A 16995-nucleotide genomic window follows, 5' to 3' on the forward strand; every position below is an offset into this window, starting at 1 on the left:
ATCATTAATAATAGCAGTTTCAAATGGCTTTAGTTTTTCGACATCTACATTACTAATAATATCATAAAAATCTGTTTTTACAGTATTGTATTTTTCTTCTTGTACTAAAGATAGCTTATCTCTTAATACATTCTTTCCAGATAAAATTGTCGTTTTTTTGACTTGATTATTACTTTCGTTTACAATATCTAATGCAGAAATTAATTGATAAGATTTTGGATATTTAAAAATTAAATCAATATTGTAAGGCGATATAAATTGATCATTTAAATCTTTATTACTATAATATTGCCAATTACCATTATAAACTGCAGGAACAATAAGCCAATATCTTAAATTATAATCGTTATTTGAAGACACTCCATAACGAGTAAATTTATCATTTTGAATTTGTAATGTATATTCTAAATGAATTGAAATACTAGAATTAGCTTGTAGCGGTTCTTCTAAATTGATTTTAATAATATCAATTTGATTTTTTAATCGTTCAAACTCTAAATCTTGATTGTTAATAGTAAGTTTTGATATTGAAGTTTCTCCACGATCATCATCTTTTGCAAAATGAAATGTGTTTTTAAATTCTTCTGCAAACCTATTGGCTAAAGGTGTGTTTTTAGCGGAATAACTATGTGTCCAATCTTGTAGGTATATTTCGTTTAATTCTTCTGTAGATGGATTAAAGAATTCTAGATCTTGAACAATAGTTATTGTTTTATTGTCTGGATGTAATTCTGCATCTATTTTTATACTATTCTGACTAAGTCCAAAATCTAGAAAGAGTATTAAAATAAAAAATAAAACGTGATTTTTGTTCAAAAGGTTATTGGGTTATAATTAAAGCTTATCATTTAATATTCCGCATATTATTTTTACATAAAAGAAATATGCGGAACATGAGTATTTAACAATAGATGATATGATTTTAAATACGTTGCGTTTAAATTTAGAAATTAGGACTTAAATCTGCTGAATCATAGAATGTATTAAGAATTTCTACAACTTCTTTTTCTGTATCTACTAAATGTATTAAATCTAAATCTTTTGCGCTAATGTTTTCAAATTGCTCTAATAAAGTAGATTTAATCCAATCCATTAACCCAGACCAAAATTCTGTACCAACTAAAATAATTGGGAATCTTTCAATTTTATGAGTCTGAATTAAAGTAATAGCTTCAAAAAGTTCGTCTAAAGTTCCAAAACCACCAGGCATAACTACAAATCCTTGAGAGTATTTTACAAACATTACTTTACGAACAAAGAAGTAATCAAAATCTAAACTTTTACCTTTATCTATGTATGGGTTGTCATGTTGCTCAAATGGTAACTCTATATTTAGACCAACAGAAGTTCCGCCAGCTAAATGTGCCCCTTTATTTCCAGCTTCCATAATTCCTGGTCCTCCACCAGTAATTACACCATAACCAGCATCTGCAATGCTTTTAGCCATACTTTCTGCTAATTTATAATATTTATGATCTGGTTTTGTTCTTGCAGAACCAAAAATGGATACACAAGGGCCAATAGAACTCATACGTTCAAACCCATTAACAAATTCTGCCATTATTTTAAATAATGCCCAAGAATCGTTTGTTTTTATTTCATTCCAACCTTTATGATGTTTTTCTGATCTCATTTTGTCTAATTTAATATTGTTGATGTATTATTTAATTACGGCTGTGTTAATAATAATAACACAACTTGCTAAAATAGGTTTTTTTAAGGTTATAGCAATTTATTTTAATTCTAATTTTAAAAATCTTGCTGTGTGGCTTGTTTTGTGTTTAGCGACTTCTTCAGGAGTTCCTTTTGTTAAGATTTTTCCGCCACCTTTTCCGCCTTCAGGTCCAACATCTATTATGTAATCTACAGTTTTAATGACATCTAAATTATGTTCTATAATTACAACCGTATTTCCTTTATCTGCTAGCTTGTTTAAAACAATCATTAATACACGTATATCTTCAAAGTGTAAACCAGTTGTTGGCTCATCTAAAATATAGAATGTGTTTCCAGTATCACGCTTACTTAGTTCTGTGGCTAATTTTATACGTTGTGCTTCGCCACCAGAAAGTGTAGTGCTTTGTTGTCCTAAGGTAATGTAACCTAGGCCTACATCTTGAATGGTTTTAAGTTTTCTATATATTTTTGGTATATTTTCAAAGAAATCTACAGCATCATTAATTGTCATATTTAAAACATCGCTAATGTTTTTTCCTTTATATCTAATTTCTAAAGTTTCACGATTAAAACGTTTTCCTTGACACGTTTCACATTCTACATAAACATCCGGAAGGAAATTCATTTCAATAACACGTAATCCACCACCTTGACAGGTTTCGCATCTTCCACCTTTTACATTAAAACTGAATCTTCCTGGCTTATAACCACGGATCATAGCTTCAGGCACTTTAGCAAAAAGACTTCTTACCTCATCAAATGTTTTTGTGTAAGTTGCTGGATTACTTCTTGGTGTTCTTCCAATAGGTGATTGATTAATATCTATAACCTTATCTATATGCTCCAAACCTTTTATACTCTTATAAGGCATTGGTTTTTTTACACCATTAAAATAATGCGCATTTAAAATAGGATATAAGGTTTCGTTTATTAAGGTGCTTTTACCACTTCCAGAAACACCAGTTATACCAATCATTTGACCTAGTGGTAGCTTTATAGAAACATTTCTTAAGTTATTCCCTGTGCAGCCTTTAAGCTCTAAAAAATAACCATTACCTTTTCTACGTTTTTTAGGAACTTCAATTTCTTTTTTACCAGTAATATAGTCTGCAGTAAGTGTGTTTTCTTTTATTAAATCTTTAGGCTTTCCTTGACTAATAATTTCGCCTCCATGTTTCCCTGCAAATGGTCCAATATCTATAACATGATCTGCACGCTCAATCATATCCTTATCATGTTCTACCACAATTACAGAGTTTCCAATATCTCTTAAGGATTCTAGAGAATTAATTAGTTTTTCGTTATCTCGTTGATGTAATCCAATACTTGGTTCATCTAAAATATATAATACACCAACTAATTGAGAACCAATTTGTGTAGCTAGTCTAATACGTTGAGCTTCTCCTCCTGAAAGTGATTTTGAACTTCGGTTAAGTGATAAATAATTTAGGCCAACATCCAGTAAAAACTCAAGTCTAGAATTGATTTCTTTAACAATTTCTTCTGCAATTTTAGCTTGAGATTTTGATAAATGATTAGGTAGTTTTTTAAACCAATCTGCTACATCTACTATATCTAAATTGGCTAATTCTGATATGTTTTTACCATTAACTTTAAAATACAACGATTCTTTACGTAATCTAGAACCTTGACATTCTGGACAGCTCACTTTGTCCATATAGTCTTTTGCCCAACGTTTAAGAGAAGTCGATTCTGCATTTTTGTACTGACTTTCTATAAAATTAGAAACACCTTCAAAATCTATATTATAATCTCTTGCAACTCCAAGTGCTTTAGAATTAACGGTGAATTTTTCGTTTCCGCCATACATTATAATTTGTTTAGCTTCTTTTGGAATTGATTTAAAAGCATCTGTTAATTTAAAATTATATTTAGTTGCTATAGTTTCTAATTGCTTAAAAACCCAAGTTTGTTTTGCTTCACCTAAAGGCGCAATAGCACCATTTTGAATTGATAATTTATCGTCTGGAATAATTTTATCTGTGTTTACCTGATATAATTCTCCAATTCCATTACAATTTTGACAAGCACCTTTTGGAGAATTAAAAGAGAAGTTATTAGGTTCAGGATTAGGATAAGAAATCCCAGAACTTGGGCACATTAAATTTCTACTAAAATAACGAGCTTCTTGTGTGTCTTGGTCTATGACTAATAAGACGTCTTCCCCATGATACATTGCAGTATTAATACTTTCGTCTAAACGTTTGTTATTATCTTGAGAATCGTCAATTTTTAAACGATCAATAACAATTTCTATATCATGCATTTTGTAACGATCTAGTTTCATTCCTTTAACTAAATCTTTTATTTCTCCATCTGTACGTACTTTTACAAAACCTTGTTTGGCTATTTGTTCAAATAATTCGCGATAATGACCTTTACGGGAACGAACAACAGGCGCTAAAATATTTATGCGTTTGCCTTTGTAGCTTTCGGTAATTAGTTTCTTAATTTGTTCATCGTTATAACTTACCATTTTTTCGCCACTATTGTAACTATAGGCATCGCTTGCACGAGCATATAATAAACGTAAAAAATCGTAAATTTCAGTAATTGTACCAACAGTAGATCTTGGCGATTTACTTGTTGTTTTTTGTTCTATGGCAATAACAGGAGATAATCCATCAATTTTATCTACATCTGGTCTTTCTAAGCCACCTAAAAATTGTCTGGCATATGCCGAAAACGTTTCAATGTAGCGCCTTTGTCCTTCAGCATAAATAGTATCAAAGGCTAAAGACGATTTCCCAGAACCCGAAAGTCCAGTTATTACAACCAGTTTTTCTCTAGGAATAGTAACATCTATGTTTTTTAAGTTGTGAGCTCTTGCGCCTTTAACCTCTATGTTTTCTTCAAAATTCGTCATAACAAAGCAAAGCAGTAAAGATACATTTTTAAATGCTGAATTTGAAATGAGATTATGTTAGAGTTTTGTTATTTCTTTAAAATAGGGAAGCTTTAATTTTTAAGTTATAAATGAGAAGATAAACTCGTTTAACAAGATGATATGAACACGTTCTAATGTTTTATATCAGCAGTTAAACGAAGTTCGACTAAAAAAATGACAAAGTCAAGTTTTAGAAAACGGCGATATTAAAAATATATTATTCTCTAATTTTCTTCCTGCGTAATTCAAAGTTTTGACCTAGATAGACTTTTCTAACCATTTCATCGCTTGCTAAATCTTCTGGAACTCCAGCTTTTAGAATACTTCCTTCAAACATTAAGTACGTTCTATCTGTAATAGCTAAGGTTTCTTGTACGTTGTGGTCTGTAATAAGTATTCCAATATTCTTTTTAGTTAACTGCGCTACAATGCGTTGTATATCTTCTACAGCAACAGGATCTACACCAGCAAAAGGTTCATCTAATAAAATAAAATTAGGATCTGTAGCTAATGCACGGGCAATTTCTGTTCTACGTCTTTCTCCACCAGACAATAAATCGCCTCGACTTTTTCTAATATGTCCTAAGCTAAACTCATCTATAAGCTCTTCCATTTTATCTAATTGTTGCTTTTTAGACAACTTGGTTAATTGTAATACACTTAAAATGTTATCTTCAATACTCAGCTTTCTAAAAACCGAAGCCTCTTGTGCTAAATAACCAATTCCATTCTGTGCACGTTTGTACATTGGATAATCGGTAATATCAGTATTATCTAAGAAAATTTTTCCCGCATTTGGTTTAACTAAACCAACAGTCATATAAAACGAAGTAGTTTTTCCAGCGCCATTAGGTCCTAAGAGCCCTACAATTTCACCCTGATTTACTTCAAGAGAAACATCTTTAACTACTTTTCGTCCGTTATAAGATTTCATTAAATTTTCTGCGCGTAATTTCATAGATGCTAAATTAAAGTTCTAAAATAGGTATTTAATTGAAAGTTGAAATAATTTAAACTTGTTTTATACTAAGTTTAACTTTGTGCTTCTAGTGCATCCCAATATTCATAAGCTTTTCTAAGATGAGGAATTACAATAGTTCCTCCAATTAAATTACCAATACTTAAAGTTTCTATAACTTGTTCTTTAGATAAACCTTCGTTATAGCAGGATTCTAAATGGTATTTAACACAATCGTCGCAACGTAATACTAAAGAAGCAACTAAACCTAAAAGTTCTTTTGTTTTTACATCTAAAGCACCAGCAGCAAATGCATTCGTGTCTAAATTAAAAATACGTTTAATTACTTTATTGTTATCCGCTAAAATTTTGTTGTTCATTTTAGTACGGTAATCATTAAATTCTTTGACTACTTCAGACATTTTTTTATTTATTTTTAGATTCTTTTTTTACAACAAATTTTGCTATAAATATGCTTATTTCATATAGTATTAAAACAGGAATAGCTACAATTATTTGGCTAGCAACATCTGGTGGCGTTATTATTGCCGATAAGATTAAAACTAATACCAATGCTATTTTTCTATTTCGTCTTAAAAACCCTGGAGTGACTAGGCCAATTTTAGCTAAAAAATAGATGATTATAGGTAATTCGAAAATAATACCACTAGCTAAAACTGATGCACGCAATAAACCTATATAAGAATCTAAATCAAACTCATTACTAATTTCAGTACTTACAGTATAAGTTCCTAAAAAGTTAATTGATAAAGGTGTAATAATATAATAACCAAATAGTACACCTAAAAAGAATAGGAGCGAAGACACAATAATAAAACCTCTTGAGTTTTTACGTTCGTTAGATTTCATTCCTGGACTGATAAATCTCCAAAGCTGATAAATAACATAAGGAAAAGAAATAATAAATCCAGCTAAAATAGAAGTCCAAATATGTGCAGAAAACTGTGTAGCTACTTTTCTGGCTTGAATTTTAAAAGGAAACTCATCTGCGCAAAGTGTAGTGTCCATATTAAAATACGTTGCAATATCACAAAGTAATTTATAAGTAGGGAAATCCATACTTTTTGGGCCGAAAATAACTATATCAAAAATAAAAGATTTAAAGACAAAAGCGATAGTTGCCGCAATTAATACTGCAATACAAATGCGTATTAAATGCCACCTTAAGTCTTCTAAATGGTCTAAAAAAGACATTTCGTTTACTTGTTTTTTAGCCATTATAAAATGCCTTCTTTAATTAAGTCATGAATGTGAACAATACCATCATATTTATTGTCTTTTACAACAACCAGTTGCGAGATGCCATTTTTTTCAAAAATTTCTTTTGCATCTACAGCCATAGCATCAGATGTGATAGTTTTTGGATTAGCACTCATAATATCTTTAGCAGATAAACTCGAAAAGTTATCTGTTTTAGTTAACATACGTCTTAAATCACCATCTGTAATAATTCCAACTACGGTTCCATTTTCTACAACAGCAGTAACTCCAAGACGTTTTTCTGAAATTTCAATAATTACATCTTTAATCGATGTGTTTGGCTTAACTTGAGGTTTTTGGTTAACTTGAGACATATCATTAACCCTTAAATATAATTTTTTACCTAAAGCACCACCAGGATGGTATTTAGCAAAATCATTACTTGTAAAATTTTGAATTTTCAATAAACAAACGGCTAAAGCATCGCCTAAAACCAATTGCGCAGTTGTACTAGTTGTTGGTGCTAGGTTATTTGGACAAGCTTCTTTTTCTACATAAGCATTTAAAACAAAATTTGCTTCTGTTCCTAAAAAAGAATTGTTATTGCCTGTAATAGCAATCATTTTATTTCCTGCTTTTTTTATAAATGGTACTAGAACTTTAATTTCTGGTGTATTTCCACTTTTAGAAATACAAATAACAACATCATCTTTAAGTATTAAACCTAAATCACCATGAATAGCATCTGCAGCATGCATAAATACAGCTGGAGTTCCTGTACTATTCATAGTAGCTACTATTTTAGTAGCTATAATGGCGCTTTTTCCAATTCCTGTAATAATAACGCGACCTTTAGAGTTATGTATTAATTCAACAGCATTGTAAAAATCATCATTAATTAGACTTATTAAGTTAGATATAGATTGACTTTCTAACAAAACGGTCTCTTTTGCTAATTGGGTAATTGATTCCTTGTTATGAGTCATTAATTATTCTTTTAGTATAATAAAGATTTTATTATCTTTATTAAATATTAAAGTCTGCGAGATAATTTAATTCTTGCAAATTTAATTAAAAAATAAACGCTATTTTTATATTTTAAACGTAATTATATTTTACCTTTAAAAAGTAGTAAACCAATAATTAAGTATACCCTTATTTTGAGAGATCGTATTTATTCTGATTTAAAGAAGTATTTTGGATTTAGTGAGTTTAAAGGCTTACAAGAACCTGTAATTAAAAGTATTTTAGATAAAAAGAACACTTTTGTAATTATGCCTACTGGAGGCGGAAAATCTTTGTGTTATCAATTACCAGCATTAATGCAAGAAGGAACCGCAATTGTAGTCTCTCCTTTAATTGCTTTAATGAAAAACCAAGTAGATGCCATTCGTGGTATTTCTAACGATCATGGTATTGCACATGTCTTAAATTCATCTTTAAATAAGACAGAAGTAAAACAGGTTAAAGCAGATATAACTAATGGAATAACTAAATTACTTTATGTCGCTCCAGAATCTTTAACTAAAGAAGAGAATATTGAGTTTTTACGAAGTGTAACTGTTTCTTTTGTAGCTATAGATGAGGCGCATTGTATTAGTGAATGGGGACACGATTTTAGACCAGAATATAGAAACCTAAAAAGTATTATTGGTAGAATAGGCGATAATATCCCAATTATTGGATTAACAGCAACAGCTACACCAAAAGTTCAAGAAGATATTTTAAAGAATTTAGGAATGAGTGATGCTAAAACGTTTAAAGCATCATTTAATAGACCTAATTTATATTACGAAATACGTCCAAAAACAAAAACAGTAGATGTAGATATTATTAAGTTTATTAAACAAAACGAAGGTAAATCTGGAATTGTTTATTGCTTAAGTCGTAAAAAAGTTGAAGAATTAGCACAGGTTTTACAAGTTAATGGTATAAAAGCTATTCCTTATCATGCAGGTTTAGAAGCTAAAAGACGTGCATCGCATCAAGATATGTTTTTAATGGAAGATGTAGATGTTGTAGTAGCAACTATTGCATTTGGAATGGGAATAGATAAACCAGATGTTAGATTTGTAATCCATCATGACATTCCAAAAAGTATAGAAAGTTATTACCAAGAAACGGGTCGTGCTGGTAGAGATGGAGGCGAAGGACATTGTTTGGCTTTCTATGCCTATAAAGATGTAGAGAAATTAGAGAAGTTTATGTCTGGTAAACCAGTTGCAGAACAAGAAATTGGTCAAGCATTATTACAAGAAGTTGTAGCGTATGCAGAAACTTCTATGTCTAGAAGACAATTTATTCTTCATTATTTTGGTGAAGAATTTAATACAGAAACTGGCGATGGCGGCGATATGGACGACAATATGCGTTTTCCAAAAAAGAAAAACGAAGCCAAAGAAGATGTGGTTACTTTGCTAAAAGTAATTAAAGGTTCTCACGAAAAGTATAAATCTAAAGATTTAGTATCTGTTATAATTGGTCAAGAAAACGCACTAATTAATTCGCATAAAAGTAACGAGCAACCATTTTTTGGAATAGGGAAATCTAAGCCTAAAAATTATTGGATGGCTCTATTGCGTCAGGTTTTAGTAGCACGTTTTCTAAAAAAAGACATAGAAACTTATGGTGTTATTAAATTAGCGCCAGCAGCAACAGATTACATAGAAAAACCAACATCTTTTATGATGACGGAAGATCATGTTTTCGATGAAACAAAAGATGATAGTATTATAACCGCAAAATCGAGTAGTGGAGCAGTAGCCGATGAGAAATTAATGGCTATGCTTAAAGATTTACGTAAACGTAATGCTAAGAAGTTAGGTATTCCTCCATTTGTAATATTCCAAGATCCATCTTTAGAAGATATGTCTTTAAAATATCCTATAACATTAGCAGAAATGTATAATGTTCATGGTGTTGGAGAAGGAAAAGCTAAAAAATACGCTAAAGACTTTGTCGCTTTAATTGCTAATTATGTTGAAGAAAATGATATAACTAGACCAGATGATTTAGTTGTAAAATCTACAGGAACAAATTCAGCTTTAAAATTATACATTATTCAAAGTGTAGACAGAAAACTTCCATTAACAGATATTGCCTCTGCAAAAGGTATGGAAATGCCTAATTTTATTAAAGAAATGGAAGCAATTGTGTTTTCAGGTACTAAAATTAATATTGATTATTGGATTGATGATTTGTTAGACGAAGACCAGCAGGAAGAAATTCATGATTATTTTATGGAAGCAGAAACCGATAAAATAAACGATGCTGTAGAAGAATTTGATGGCGATTATGAAGATGAAGAATTACGCTTGTACCGCATAAAATTTATTAGTGAAGTTGCTAATTAAACTTTAAATTATTTATGTTCTCAATCAATCATTTTAATTATGCTTTTAAAATAAAACTTATTGTAATCTTATCTATATTTCTTTCATTTTTTAATTGTAATTCTGTGAAAAATGATGATTTAGTTTTTTCAAAACCAATATTAAAAAGTGAATGTGAATTAGACAATTATTGGTCATCAAGATTTTCAAATTATGAAAAACAAAATTATGAACTTTTCAAAGGTGAAATAACTATTTCTAATGTTGAAGATTATACATTTAAAGAAGACAGCATTGTTTCATTTTATACAAGTAAAATTAATTTTGAAGATGACTTTCTGAATATTCAATCTCAAAATTTAAAATACAATCTTGTTTTTACTAAAGGTTTAATATTTCCGGATATAATTACTAAAAGAAACGATAAAAATATTATTTCAATTAGCGAGTTAAGCTGTTTGTCTAAATCATATAAAGTTAAAAGGTTTAGTTTGATGGTGTCATATATTAATTTTGCAAATCCAGAACTTTATGTTTTTGAATTAGTTAACAATAGCGCAACAGTTTCATCAACTTGGATTGATTTTGTTGAAAACGCGAAACTTACATATTTACAGAGCTGTGGTTTTCAGATTTAAATTTGTTCTCTTTTCTTTCTAGTAAATCAAATAAATCGAACTAATCCAATATTAAATTAATAAATCATTCTGTATCTTTGCTGCTCATAAAAAAAATAAGTCATGCAAGACGGATTATACGCAAAATTTAATACAACAAAAGGCGAAATAGTAGTCGCTTTAGAATTTCAAAAAACACCAGGAACTGTAGGTAACTTTGTAGCTTTAGCTGAAGGTAATATGGAAAATACAGCCAAACCTCAAGGAACGCCTTATTACAACGGATTAAAATTCCACAGAGTAATTGCAGATTTCATGATTCAAGGAGGTTGTCCTCAAGGCGCAGGAACTGGAAATCCAGGGTATAAGTTTGCAGATGAGTTTCATCCAGATTTAAAACATGATGGACCAGGCGTTTTAAGTATGGCAAATTCAGGACCAGGAACTAATGGTTCTCAGTTTTTTATTACACATATAGCTACAGATTGGTTAGATGGTAATCATACTGTTTTTGGAAAAGTAACAACTGGTCAAGATGTTGTAGATGCAATTGCACAAGGTGATCAAATTGACACTTTAGAAATTGTAAGAGTAGGAGCAGAAGCAGAAGCTTTTAATGCTATAGAGGCTTTTAGAACTTTTGATGGCGCAAGAGCTAAAATGTTAGCAGAAGCAAAAGCAAAAGCTGAAGCAGATTTAGATAAAGTAGCTGCAGGATTCGATAAAACGGATTCTGGTTTACGTTACCAAATTATCCAAAAAGGTACTGGTAAAAAAGCAAATAAAGCAGATATGGTTTCTGTACATTATAAAGGACAATTAACAGACGGAACAGTTTTCGATTCTTCTTACAAACGTAATCAACCATTAGACTTTCAAGTTGGAGTTGGACAGGTTATTTCTGGTTGGGATGAAGGAATTCAGTTATTAAATGTTGGAGATAAAGCACGTTTTGTAATTCCTAGTGATTTAGGTTACGGTTCTCGTGGTGCTGGCGGAGCAATTCCACCAGATGCAACTTTAATTTTCGATGTAGAATTAATGGATGTAAAATAATACGTTAGTTAATTTAAATTATAAAAAAGCTCCAAATTACAATTGTAATTTGGAGCTTTTTAGTTTTTTAACAAATATTAGAAAAATAACAAATAAATTAAATCTGCGACAATTGCTAATTTAGTTACAAACTTTAAAATATCCGATATATTAGGTTTTGTTAAGCTTAAAATTAAAAGAAGTAAAACTGCCAACGGAACAAATAAACCTGTAGTATAACGTAAAGAGTATGTTTCCTTTTGTTTAGTTGTTATATTTTGATAACTGTTTACACGGTTAAAAATTAAAGACTTGTTAATATTTATAAGTTTTTGACTTTCTAGGGTTTCAAAAAAGGATTGACTGCAATTAAAACTTTCATTAGCTGTAATAACACTATAAGATACGTGAGAATTTCCTCCAGCATTATAATAACTCTGGTGTTTTGTTTTTTCAGAAACTATAGTTTCTGTAATTGTTTGTTTAGAAACGATAAAATCTACCAAGATAAGTAGCGAAATAGCTATGCATATATAAGTTGTTATTTTATTTAAATGTTTCATATTTATCCTTCAATGACGTCTTTGTATTCTTCAAAAAAAGCTTCAAATTTTGGCATATTTTCATTGAAAAACACCATGACTTCTTGCCAATTATTTTTGTTATGTATAGATACTTTATAAGGAATTTGTACGTGTACGCGAGATATCTCTTTTTCGTTATTTAAAATATATTGTTCTGTATATATAGCATCTGGCAAAAAATCATCTTTTAAAATAGATTTTAACGACTCTAACTTCTCCCAATGATTAATTCTGTATTCTAAGTCATCTTCTAAATCTAAAGCTACAAGAGCAGATGTATTATCAAAATGGAACTTAAAACTTAAACCTTTTAACTTGGTATTATATAACAACCATTTTCTAGGAAAAGATTTTCCAAAGCTTGTCCAAAATTCCTGACGCATTAATCGTGATTCTTCTTTGCTAAACATAATTGTATTTATTAGACGTTATTTGGAATAATTAGTTACAAAAAAGCAATTTATATTAAATAAAATAAGCTAAAACAATGGCAGCAATAATAGTCATTAACTTGGTAAAGTTAAACGTATGTCCTTCATTACTTTCAAATAAAATAGTGGTGGAAATATGTAAAAATATACCAATAACTAAAGCCGAAATTTCATAATAATAGGTTTCAAAAAACTCTAATTGCTGAGAAAGTACTACACCAATTGGTGTCATTAATGCAAACAATACTAAAAAAGCAAAACTTTGTAATTTGCTTAAACTAGATTTTAAGAAAAACGTACTTAAAATAATTGCAATAGGTAGTTTATGAATAATAATACCATATAATAAATGATTATGACCTTCTATAGGTAAACCTTCTAAAACACTATGAATACTTAGACTTATAAATAATAGCCAAGGAAAATTTGTAGAGGTTTTACTAATATGAACGTGTCCATGTTCTGCACCTTTAGAGAAAAATTCTAATATAATTTGTAGTAAAATTCCAATCATAATAAACAAACCAATACGTTTGTTTTCCATAGAAAAAACCTCAGGTAAAAAGTCAAAAACCGTTACAGATAGTAAAAAGGCACCAGAAAATGCCAAAAGCAATTTTAAGTGCTTAGGTTGTTTAGGTTTTAAAATTAAAACCACAGAATAACCTAGAATTACAGATAGAATAGGAGCTAAAATAGTTATCATCTCAACTTATTTAAAAATCATAATTAAACGTTCAGAGCTCTTTTTGTAAAACTTACTTAGTTTATAATCGCCAAAAATATCTAATAAAAAGACACCAGCATCTTCAAAAAGTTTTTCAAAATCAGCTAAGCTAAAAGCTCTAACACGTTCTTGAAAACTAAAATCTTCGCCTTCAAAAGTAAAATTAATATCTTTTATTATATAGCCATCTTTAACATAACGTTTTTGATGAAAATCAATGCCATCTACCGTTTTTACATCTTCTGGTACTAAATTTTCAATAATATATTCCGTATTCATAAAATCTATAACGCCAAAACCATAATCGTTTAAGTTTGCTTTTATAGCTTTAATAGTATTTAAATTATCGGCTTCATCATCAAAATAACCAAAACTTGTAAATAAATTAAAAACCGCATCAAAGGTTTCGCCGTAAGGCTTACACATATTATGTACGTCAAATTTTAAAGTATCATTCTCAAATTGCTTAGCATAATTAATACTGTTTTCAGACAAGTCTGCGCCCAAAACATTATAGCCTAACGTATTTAAATACACTGAATGTCTGCCTTTTCCACAAGCCAAATCCATAATTTTCCCATGCTCAGGTATATTTAAATACTCGGTAAGATTAATCATGAAATCTTCTGCCTCACTATAATCTCTATCCTTATATAAAATATGATAGAATGGTGTATTAAACCAATCTGCATACCAAGCTGTTTTATCTGTAGTCATTTAAAATTATGTTTATAAGGTTTTTTAAGCTGAAAAGCAGCTTAAAACCAAGCTTTCCGCTATATCTTTTTTTGCCATTTATGGCAGCAAAAAAAGGATGCCGCATCAATCTTTAACCCAAACCAAATATAGGATTAATAGTAATTTTGCGCAAAAATAGCGTATTTTTGCAAGGATTTAGACGAAAACAATGGAGAATAATTTCAAAATGGTTGCCAAAACCTTATTTGGTTTTGAAGAATTATTAGAAAAAGAATTAATACAACTTGGCGCACAACGCATAAAAGTAGGTGTTAGAAGTGTCACTTTTGAAGGAGATAAAGGGTTTATGTATAAAGCCAATTTAGGCTTACGTACTGCTATAAAAATATTAAAGCCTATAACAAGTTTTAGAGTAAAAAACGAACAAGATTTATACGATAAAATTTACAAAATAAAATGGGAAGATTTCATGAGGTCTTCTGGTACGTTAGCAGTAAGTTCTACCGTTAATTCAGAGTTATTTAACCATTCACAATATATTTCTCTTAAAACAAAAGATGCAATTGTAGATCGTTTTAGAAACCAAACTGGCGAAAGACCAAATGTAGATTTACGTTTTCCAGATCTAAAAATAAATATACATATAGATCGCGATTTTTGTAACGTAAGCTTAGATACATCTGGAGAATCACTACACAAACGTGGTTATAAAACAGCAACTAATATAGCACCAATAAACGAAGTTTTAGCAGCAGGATTAATTATGCTATCAGGTTGGGATGGACAATCGGATTTTATGGATCCAATGTGTGGTTCTGGTACAATGATGATAGAAGCAGCAATGATTGCCTGTAACATTCCACCAAACCTAATGCGTAAAGAGTTTGCTTTTGAACGTTGGCAAGATTGGGATGTTGAATTATTTGAAAAAATTGAAGAGTCATTACTTAAAAAGACACGCGATTTCCATCATAGAATTTTTGGGTTTGATAAATCTCCAAGTGCAGTTACTAAAGCAAAAGAAAATGCTGTAAATGCACATTTGGATGAATTTATAACAGTAAAACACGAAGATTTCTTTAAAACCCAAAAAGGAGGAGACAAACATTTGCATATGGTTTTTAATCCACCTTATGGCGAGCGTTTAGATATAGATATGGAAAACTTCTATAAAAATATTGGAGATACTTTAAAACAAAACTATTCAGATACTACAGCTTGGTTTATTACTTCTAACTTAGAAGCTTTAAAACACGTAGGATTACGTCCATCTCGTAAAATTAAATTATTTAACGCAAAATTAGAATCGCGCTTAGCAAAATATGAAATATACGCAGGAAGTAAAAAAGGAAAATATATGAATCAAGAAAAATAAATGCAGATAAACATAAAAACATATTATAAAACAGGATTAAGGTTAGTTTTACCTTTAATCCTGTTTATTGTTTTAAGCGGTTTTTTAGTACCTTATTGGTATTCTTTTATTAAAGAAATAATTTCTTTTTCTATATTAACTTTCATCTGTCTATTAATATTGCTTTTGGTAAAAAAACTAGAATGGAATAGACTTTTTGGAAGCGCTTTATTTTTATTTTTAACATTCATTTCTTTATTAAAATTATCTTTCTATAGTATTTTTAATTCAAAAATATCGGCATCTTCTTTATTTGTTTTCTTTGAAACTAATGTAAATGAAGCTTCAGAATTTTTAACCTCTTATTTAAATACTAAGTTTATTATTGTTATTATTTCTCATTTCATTTTATTATTATTTTATGTTCTTAAAATTAGATTTATAACGGTTAAACCAAACAAATTATCTCTATTTAAGAAATGTATTTGTTTAGGGTTAATTAGTGTTAGTTTTTTTATTTTAAATAGAAAATTTAAAGAAGAAAGTTTGATTTTTAATATATCTAGTTCTTACACAGATTATAAGGTCACAAAAGCAGACTTAAAAAAAGATTTAGCACAAACAAATTCTAAATATATAAAAAATATTGAGACAAGTAATTCGCCAGAAATTGGTGTGGTAATAATTGGAGAATCCACAAGTAGATGGCATATGGGATTGTATGGTTACAAAAGAAATACCAATCCGCTACTGTCCGAAATTAAAGAAGAATTAAGTATTTTTACTAATGTAATTTCGCCTAGTGTTATGACTATAAAATCTTTAGAAAAGGTTTTAACAATGAAAACATTAGAGAACATAACAATTAAGAATAATTTCTCTATAGTCCAATTAGCAAACGCTTCTGGATATAACACACATTGGATTTCTAATCAGCAACCTGTTGGTTTTACAGAAAGTGTTCCAACTTTAATAGCACAAGCATCAAACCATAAAAAATTTATGGCTACAGATAGTTATGTTTATACAATTTATGATGAAGCTTTATTACCAGAATTAACTTCTGTTTTACAAAACGTAAAAGGAAAACATTTAATATTTATTCATTTAATCGGAACACATAGAGCTTATAACAAACGTTATCCAGAAAAATTTAACGTATTTTCTAAAAAGGTAGAGAATGAATTTTCTAATCGCGCTTCGGAATTTATAAACCAATATGATAATGCGGTTTTATATAACGATTATGTAGTAAGAGAGATAATTGAAAAAGTTAGAGCAACTCAAAAAAACAGTTTTGTTGTTTATTTTTCAGATCACGGCGATGATGTTTTTGATACACAAAATTTTGTTGGTCATTTTGGCGGAAAATCTTCTAAACCAATGTATGACATACCTTTTGTGTTATGGACTTCTAGGGAGAAGAAATCTTTTACAAAATCACAATTATAT

The 16995-nt window shown here is 29.6% G+C and carries 15 protein-coding genes and 1 pseudogene; 5 read left to right on the plus strand and 11 right to left on the minus strand.

All coding sequences use genetic code 11. The annotated features are described in order from the left end of the window. The 7 genes and pseudogenes from ACFDSN_RS03910 to ACFDSN_RS03940 form a co-directional block, all read right to left on the minus strand. A pseudogene (locus ACFDSN_RS03910) lies at positions 1-816 on the minus strand (metalloprotease); the annotation flags it as partial. Positions 817-943: 127 nt separating this feature from the next. Beyond that, positions 944-1633 (minus strand): TIGR00730 family Rossman fold protein, encoded by a 690-nt coding sequence (locus ACFDSN_RS03915; RefSeq protein ID WP_375238522.1) that lies wholly within the window; start codon positions 1631-1633, stop codon positions 944-946. Between the two features lie 99 nt (positions 1634-1732). Next, a complete protein-coding gene (gene uvrA, locus ACFDSN_RS03920) occupies positions 1733-4564 on the minus strand; it encodes an excinuclease ABC subunit UvrA (protein WP_375238523.1) in 2832 nt (943 codons plus the stop codon). Positions 4565-4802: 238 nt separating this feature from the next. Next, positions 4803-5543, minus strand: coding sequence for an LPS export ABC transporter ATP-binding protein (gene lptB / locus ACFDSN_RS03925; RefSeq protein WP_375238524.1), 741 nt, complete (start codon positions 5541-5543; stop codon positions 4803-4805). A 74-nt stretch (positions 5544-5617) separates the two neighbouring features. Continuing rightward, positions 5618-5965 carry a carboxymuconolactone decarboxylase family protein gene (locus ACFDSN_RS03930; protein WP_375238525.1) on the minus strand — a complete coding sequence of 116 codons (348 nt, stop codon included), beginning with the start codon at positions 5963-5965 and terminating at the stop codon, positions 5618-5620. Positions 5966-5969: 4 nt separating this feature from the next. Beyond that, positions 5970-6782, minus strand: coding sequence for a twin-arginine translocase subunit TatC (tatC, locus tag ACFDSN_RS03935; RefSeq protein WP_375238526.1), 813 nt, complete (start codon positions 6780-6782; stop codon positions 5970-5972). Then, complete coding sequence (locus ACFDSN_RS03940) at positions 6782-7750, minus strand: SIS domain-containing protein (RefSeq protein WP_375238527.1); 969 nt, start codon at positions 7748-7750, stop codon at positions 6782-6784. The genes tatC and ACFDSN_RS03940 overlap by 1 nt, the downstream gene beginning before the upstream one ends. A gap of 174 nt (positions 7751-7924) precedes the next feature. Between ACFDSN_RS03940 and ACFDSN_RS03945 the strand changes: the two genes are divergently transcribed. From ACFDSN_RS03945 to ACFDSN_RS03955, 3 genes are all read left to right on the plus strand, one after another. Then, the gene (locus ACFDSN_RS03945) at positions 7925-10117 is read left to right on the plus strand and encodes a RecQ family ATP-dependent DNA helicase (protein ID WP_375238528.1); all 2193 of its coding nucleotides are present in this window, start codon (positions 7925-7927) and stop codon (positions 10115-10117) included. 14 nt (positions 10118-10131) lie between these two features. Next, positions 10132-10734 (plus strand): hypothetical protein, encoded by a 603-nt coding sequence (locus ACFDSN_RS03950; RefSeq protein ID WP_375238529.1) that lies wholly within the window; start codon positions 10132-10134, stop codon positions 10732-10734. A gap of 102 nt (positions 10735-10836) precedes the next feature. Next, entirely contained in the window at positions 10837-11769 is a 933-nt protein-coding gene (locus ACFDSN_RS03955) for a peptidylprolyl isomerase (protein ID WP_375238530.1), read from the plus strand. Between the two features lie 77 nt (positions 11770-11846). Here ACFDSN_RS03955 and ACFDSN_RS03960 read toward each other — a convergent pair whose 3' ends face one another. The 4 genes from ACFDSN_RS03960 to ACFDSN_RS03975 are packed head-to-tail and all read right to left on the minus strand — an operon-like array spanning position 11847 to position 14207. Beyond that, positions 11847-12311 carry a hypothetical protein gene (locus ACFDSN_RS03960; RefSeq protein ID WP_375238531.1) on the minus strand — a complete coding sequence of 155 codons (465 nt, stop codon included), beginning with the start codon at positions 12309-12311 and terminating at the stop codon, positions 11847-11849. A 2-nt stretch (positions 12312-12313) separates the two neighbouring features. Continuing rightward, positions 12314-12742, minus strand: a complete 429-nt coding sequence (locus ACFDSN_RS03965; RefSeq protein ID WP_375238532.1) for a DUF4268 domain-containing protein — start codon at positions 12740-12742, stop codon at positions 12314-12316. Positions 12743-12797: 55 nt separating this feature from the next. Next, positions 12798-13469, minus strand: coding sequence for a ZIP family metal transporter (locus ACFDSN_RS03970; protein ID WP_375238533.1), 672 nt, complete (start codon positions 13467-13469; stop codon positions 12798-12800). Positions 13470-13475: 6 nt separating this feature from the next. Then, a complete protein-coding gene (locus ACFDSN_RS03975) occupies positions 13476-14207 on the minus strand; it encodes a class I SAM-dependent methyltransferase (RefSeq protein ID WP_375238534.1) in 732 nt (243 codons plus the stop codon). 190 nt (positions 14208-14397) lie between these two features. On the opposite strand from ACFDSN_RS03975, the gene ACFDSN_RS03980 reads away from it, so the two are divergent. Next, complete coding sequence (locus tag ACFDSN_RS03980; RefSeq protein WP_375238535.1) at positions 14398-15564, plus strand: class I SAM-dependent RNA methyltransferase; 1167 nt, start codon at positions 14398-14400, stop codon at positions 15562-15564. Beyond that, positions 15565-16995, plus strand: a 1431-nt coding sequence (locus tag ACFDSN_RS03985; protein ID WP_375238536.1) for a phosphoethanolamine transferase, incomplete at its 3' end; no start/stop codon positions are given.

The organism is Aurantibacter sp. (genome assembly GCF_042094015.1).
Classification (GTDB): domain Bacteria; phylum Bacteroidota; class Bacteroidia; order Flavobacteriales; family Flavobacteriaceae; genus Aurantibacter.

What these genes read in the sequence shown, in the direction of transcription:
- ACFDSN_RS03915 (WP_375238522.1), bottom strand. Translation starts at nt 1,633, where the DNA reads ATGAGATCAGAAAAACATCATAAAGGTTGGAATGAAATAAAAACAAAC.
- uvrA (WP_375238523.1), bottom strand. Translation starts at nt 4,564, where the DNA reads ATGACGAATTTTGAAGAAAACATAGAGGTTAAAGGCGCAAGAGCTCAC.
- lptB (WP_375238524.1), bottom strand. Translation starts at nt 5,543, where the DNA reads ATGAAATTACGCGCAGAAAATTTAATGAAATCTTATAACGGACGAAAA.
- ACFDSN_RS03930 (WP_375238525.1), bottom strand. Translation starts at nt 5,965, where the DNA reads ATGTCTGAAGTAGTCAAAGAATTTAATGATTACCGTACTAAAATGAAC.
- tatC (WP_375238526.1), bottom strand. Translation starts at nt 6,782, where the DNA reads ATGGCTAAAAAACAAGTAAACGAAATGTCTTTTTTAGACCATTTAGAA.
- ACFDSN_RS03940 (WP_375238527.1), bottom strand. Translation starts at nt 7,750, where the DNA reads ATGACTCATAACAAGGAATCAATTACCCAATTAGCAAAAGAGACCGTT.
- ACFDSN_RS03950 (WP_375238529.1), top strand. Translation starts at nt 10,132, where the DNA reads ATGTTCTCAATCAATCATTTTAATTATGCTTTTAAAATAAAACTTATT.
- ACFDSN_RS03955 (WP_375238530.1), top strand. Translation starts at nt 10,837, where the DNA reads ATGCAAGACGGATTATACGCAAAATTTAATACAACAAAAGGCGAAATA.
- ACFDSN_RS03960 (WP_375238531.1), bottom strand. Translation starts at nt 12,311, where the DNA reads ATGAAACATTTAAATAAAATAACAACTTATATATGCATAGCTATTTCG.
- ACFDSN_RS03965 (WP_375238532.1), bottom strand. Translation starts at nt 12,742, where the DNA reads ATGTTTAGCAAAGAAGAATCACGATTAATGCGTCAGGAATTTTGGACA.
- ACFDSN_RS03970 (WP_375238533.1), bottom strand. Translation starts at nt 13,469, where the DNA reads ATGATAACTATTTTAGCTCCTATTCTATCTGTAATTCTAGGTTATTCT.
- ACFDSN_RS03975 (WP_375238534.1), bottom strand. Translation starts at nt 14,207, where the DNA reads ATGACTACAGATAAAACAGCTTGGTATGCAGATTGGTTTAATACACCA.
- ACFDSN_RS03980 (WP_375238535.1), top strand. Translation starts at nt 14,398, where the DNA reads ATGGAGAATAATTTCAAAATGGTTGCCAAAACCTTATTTGGTTTTGAA.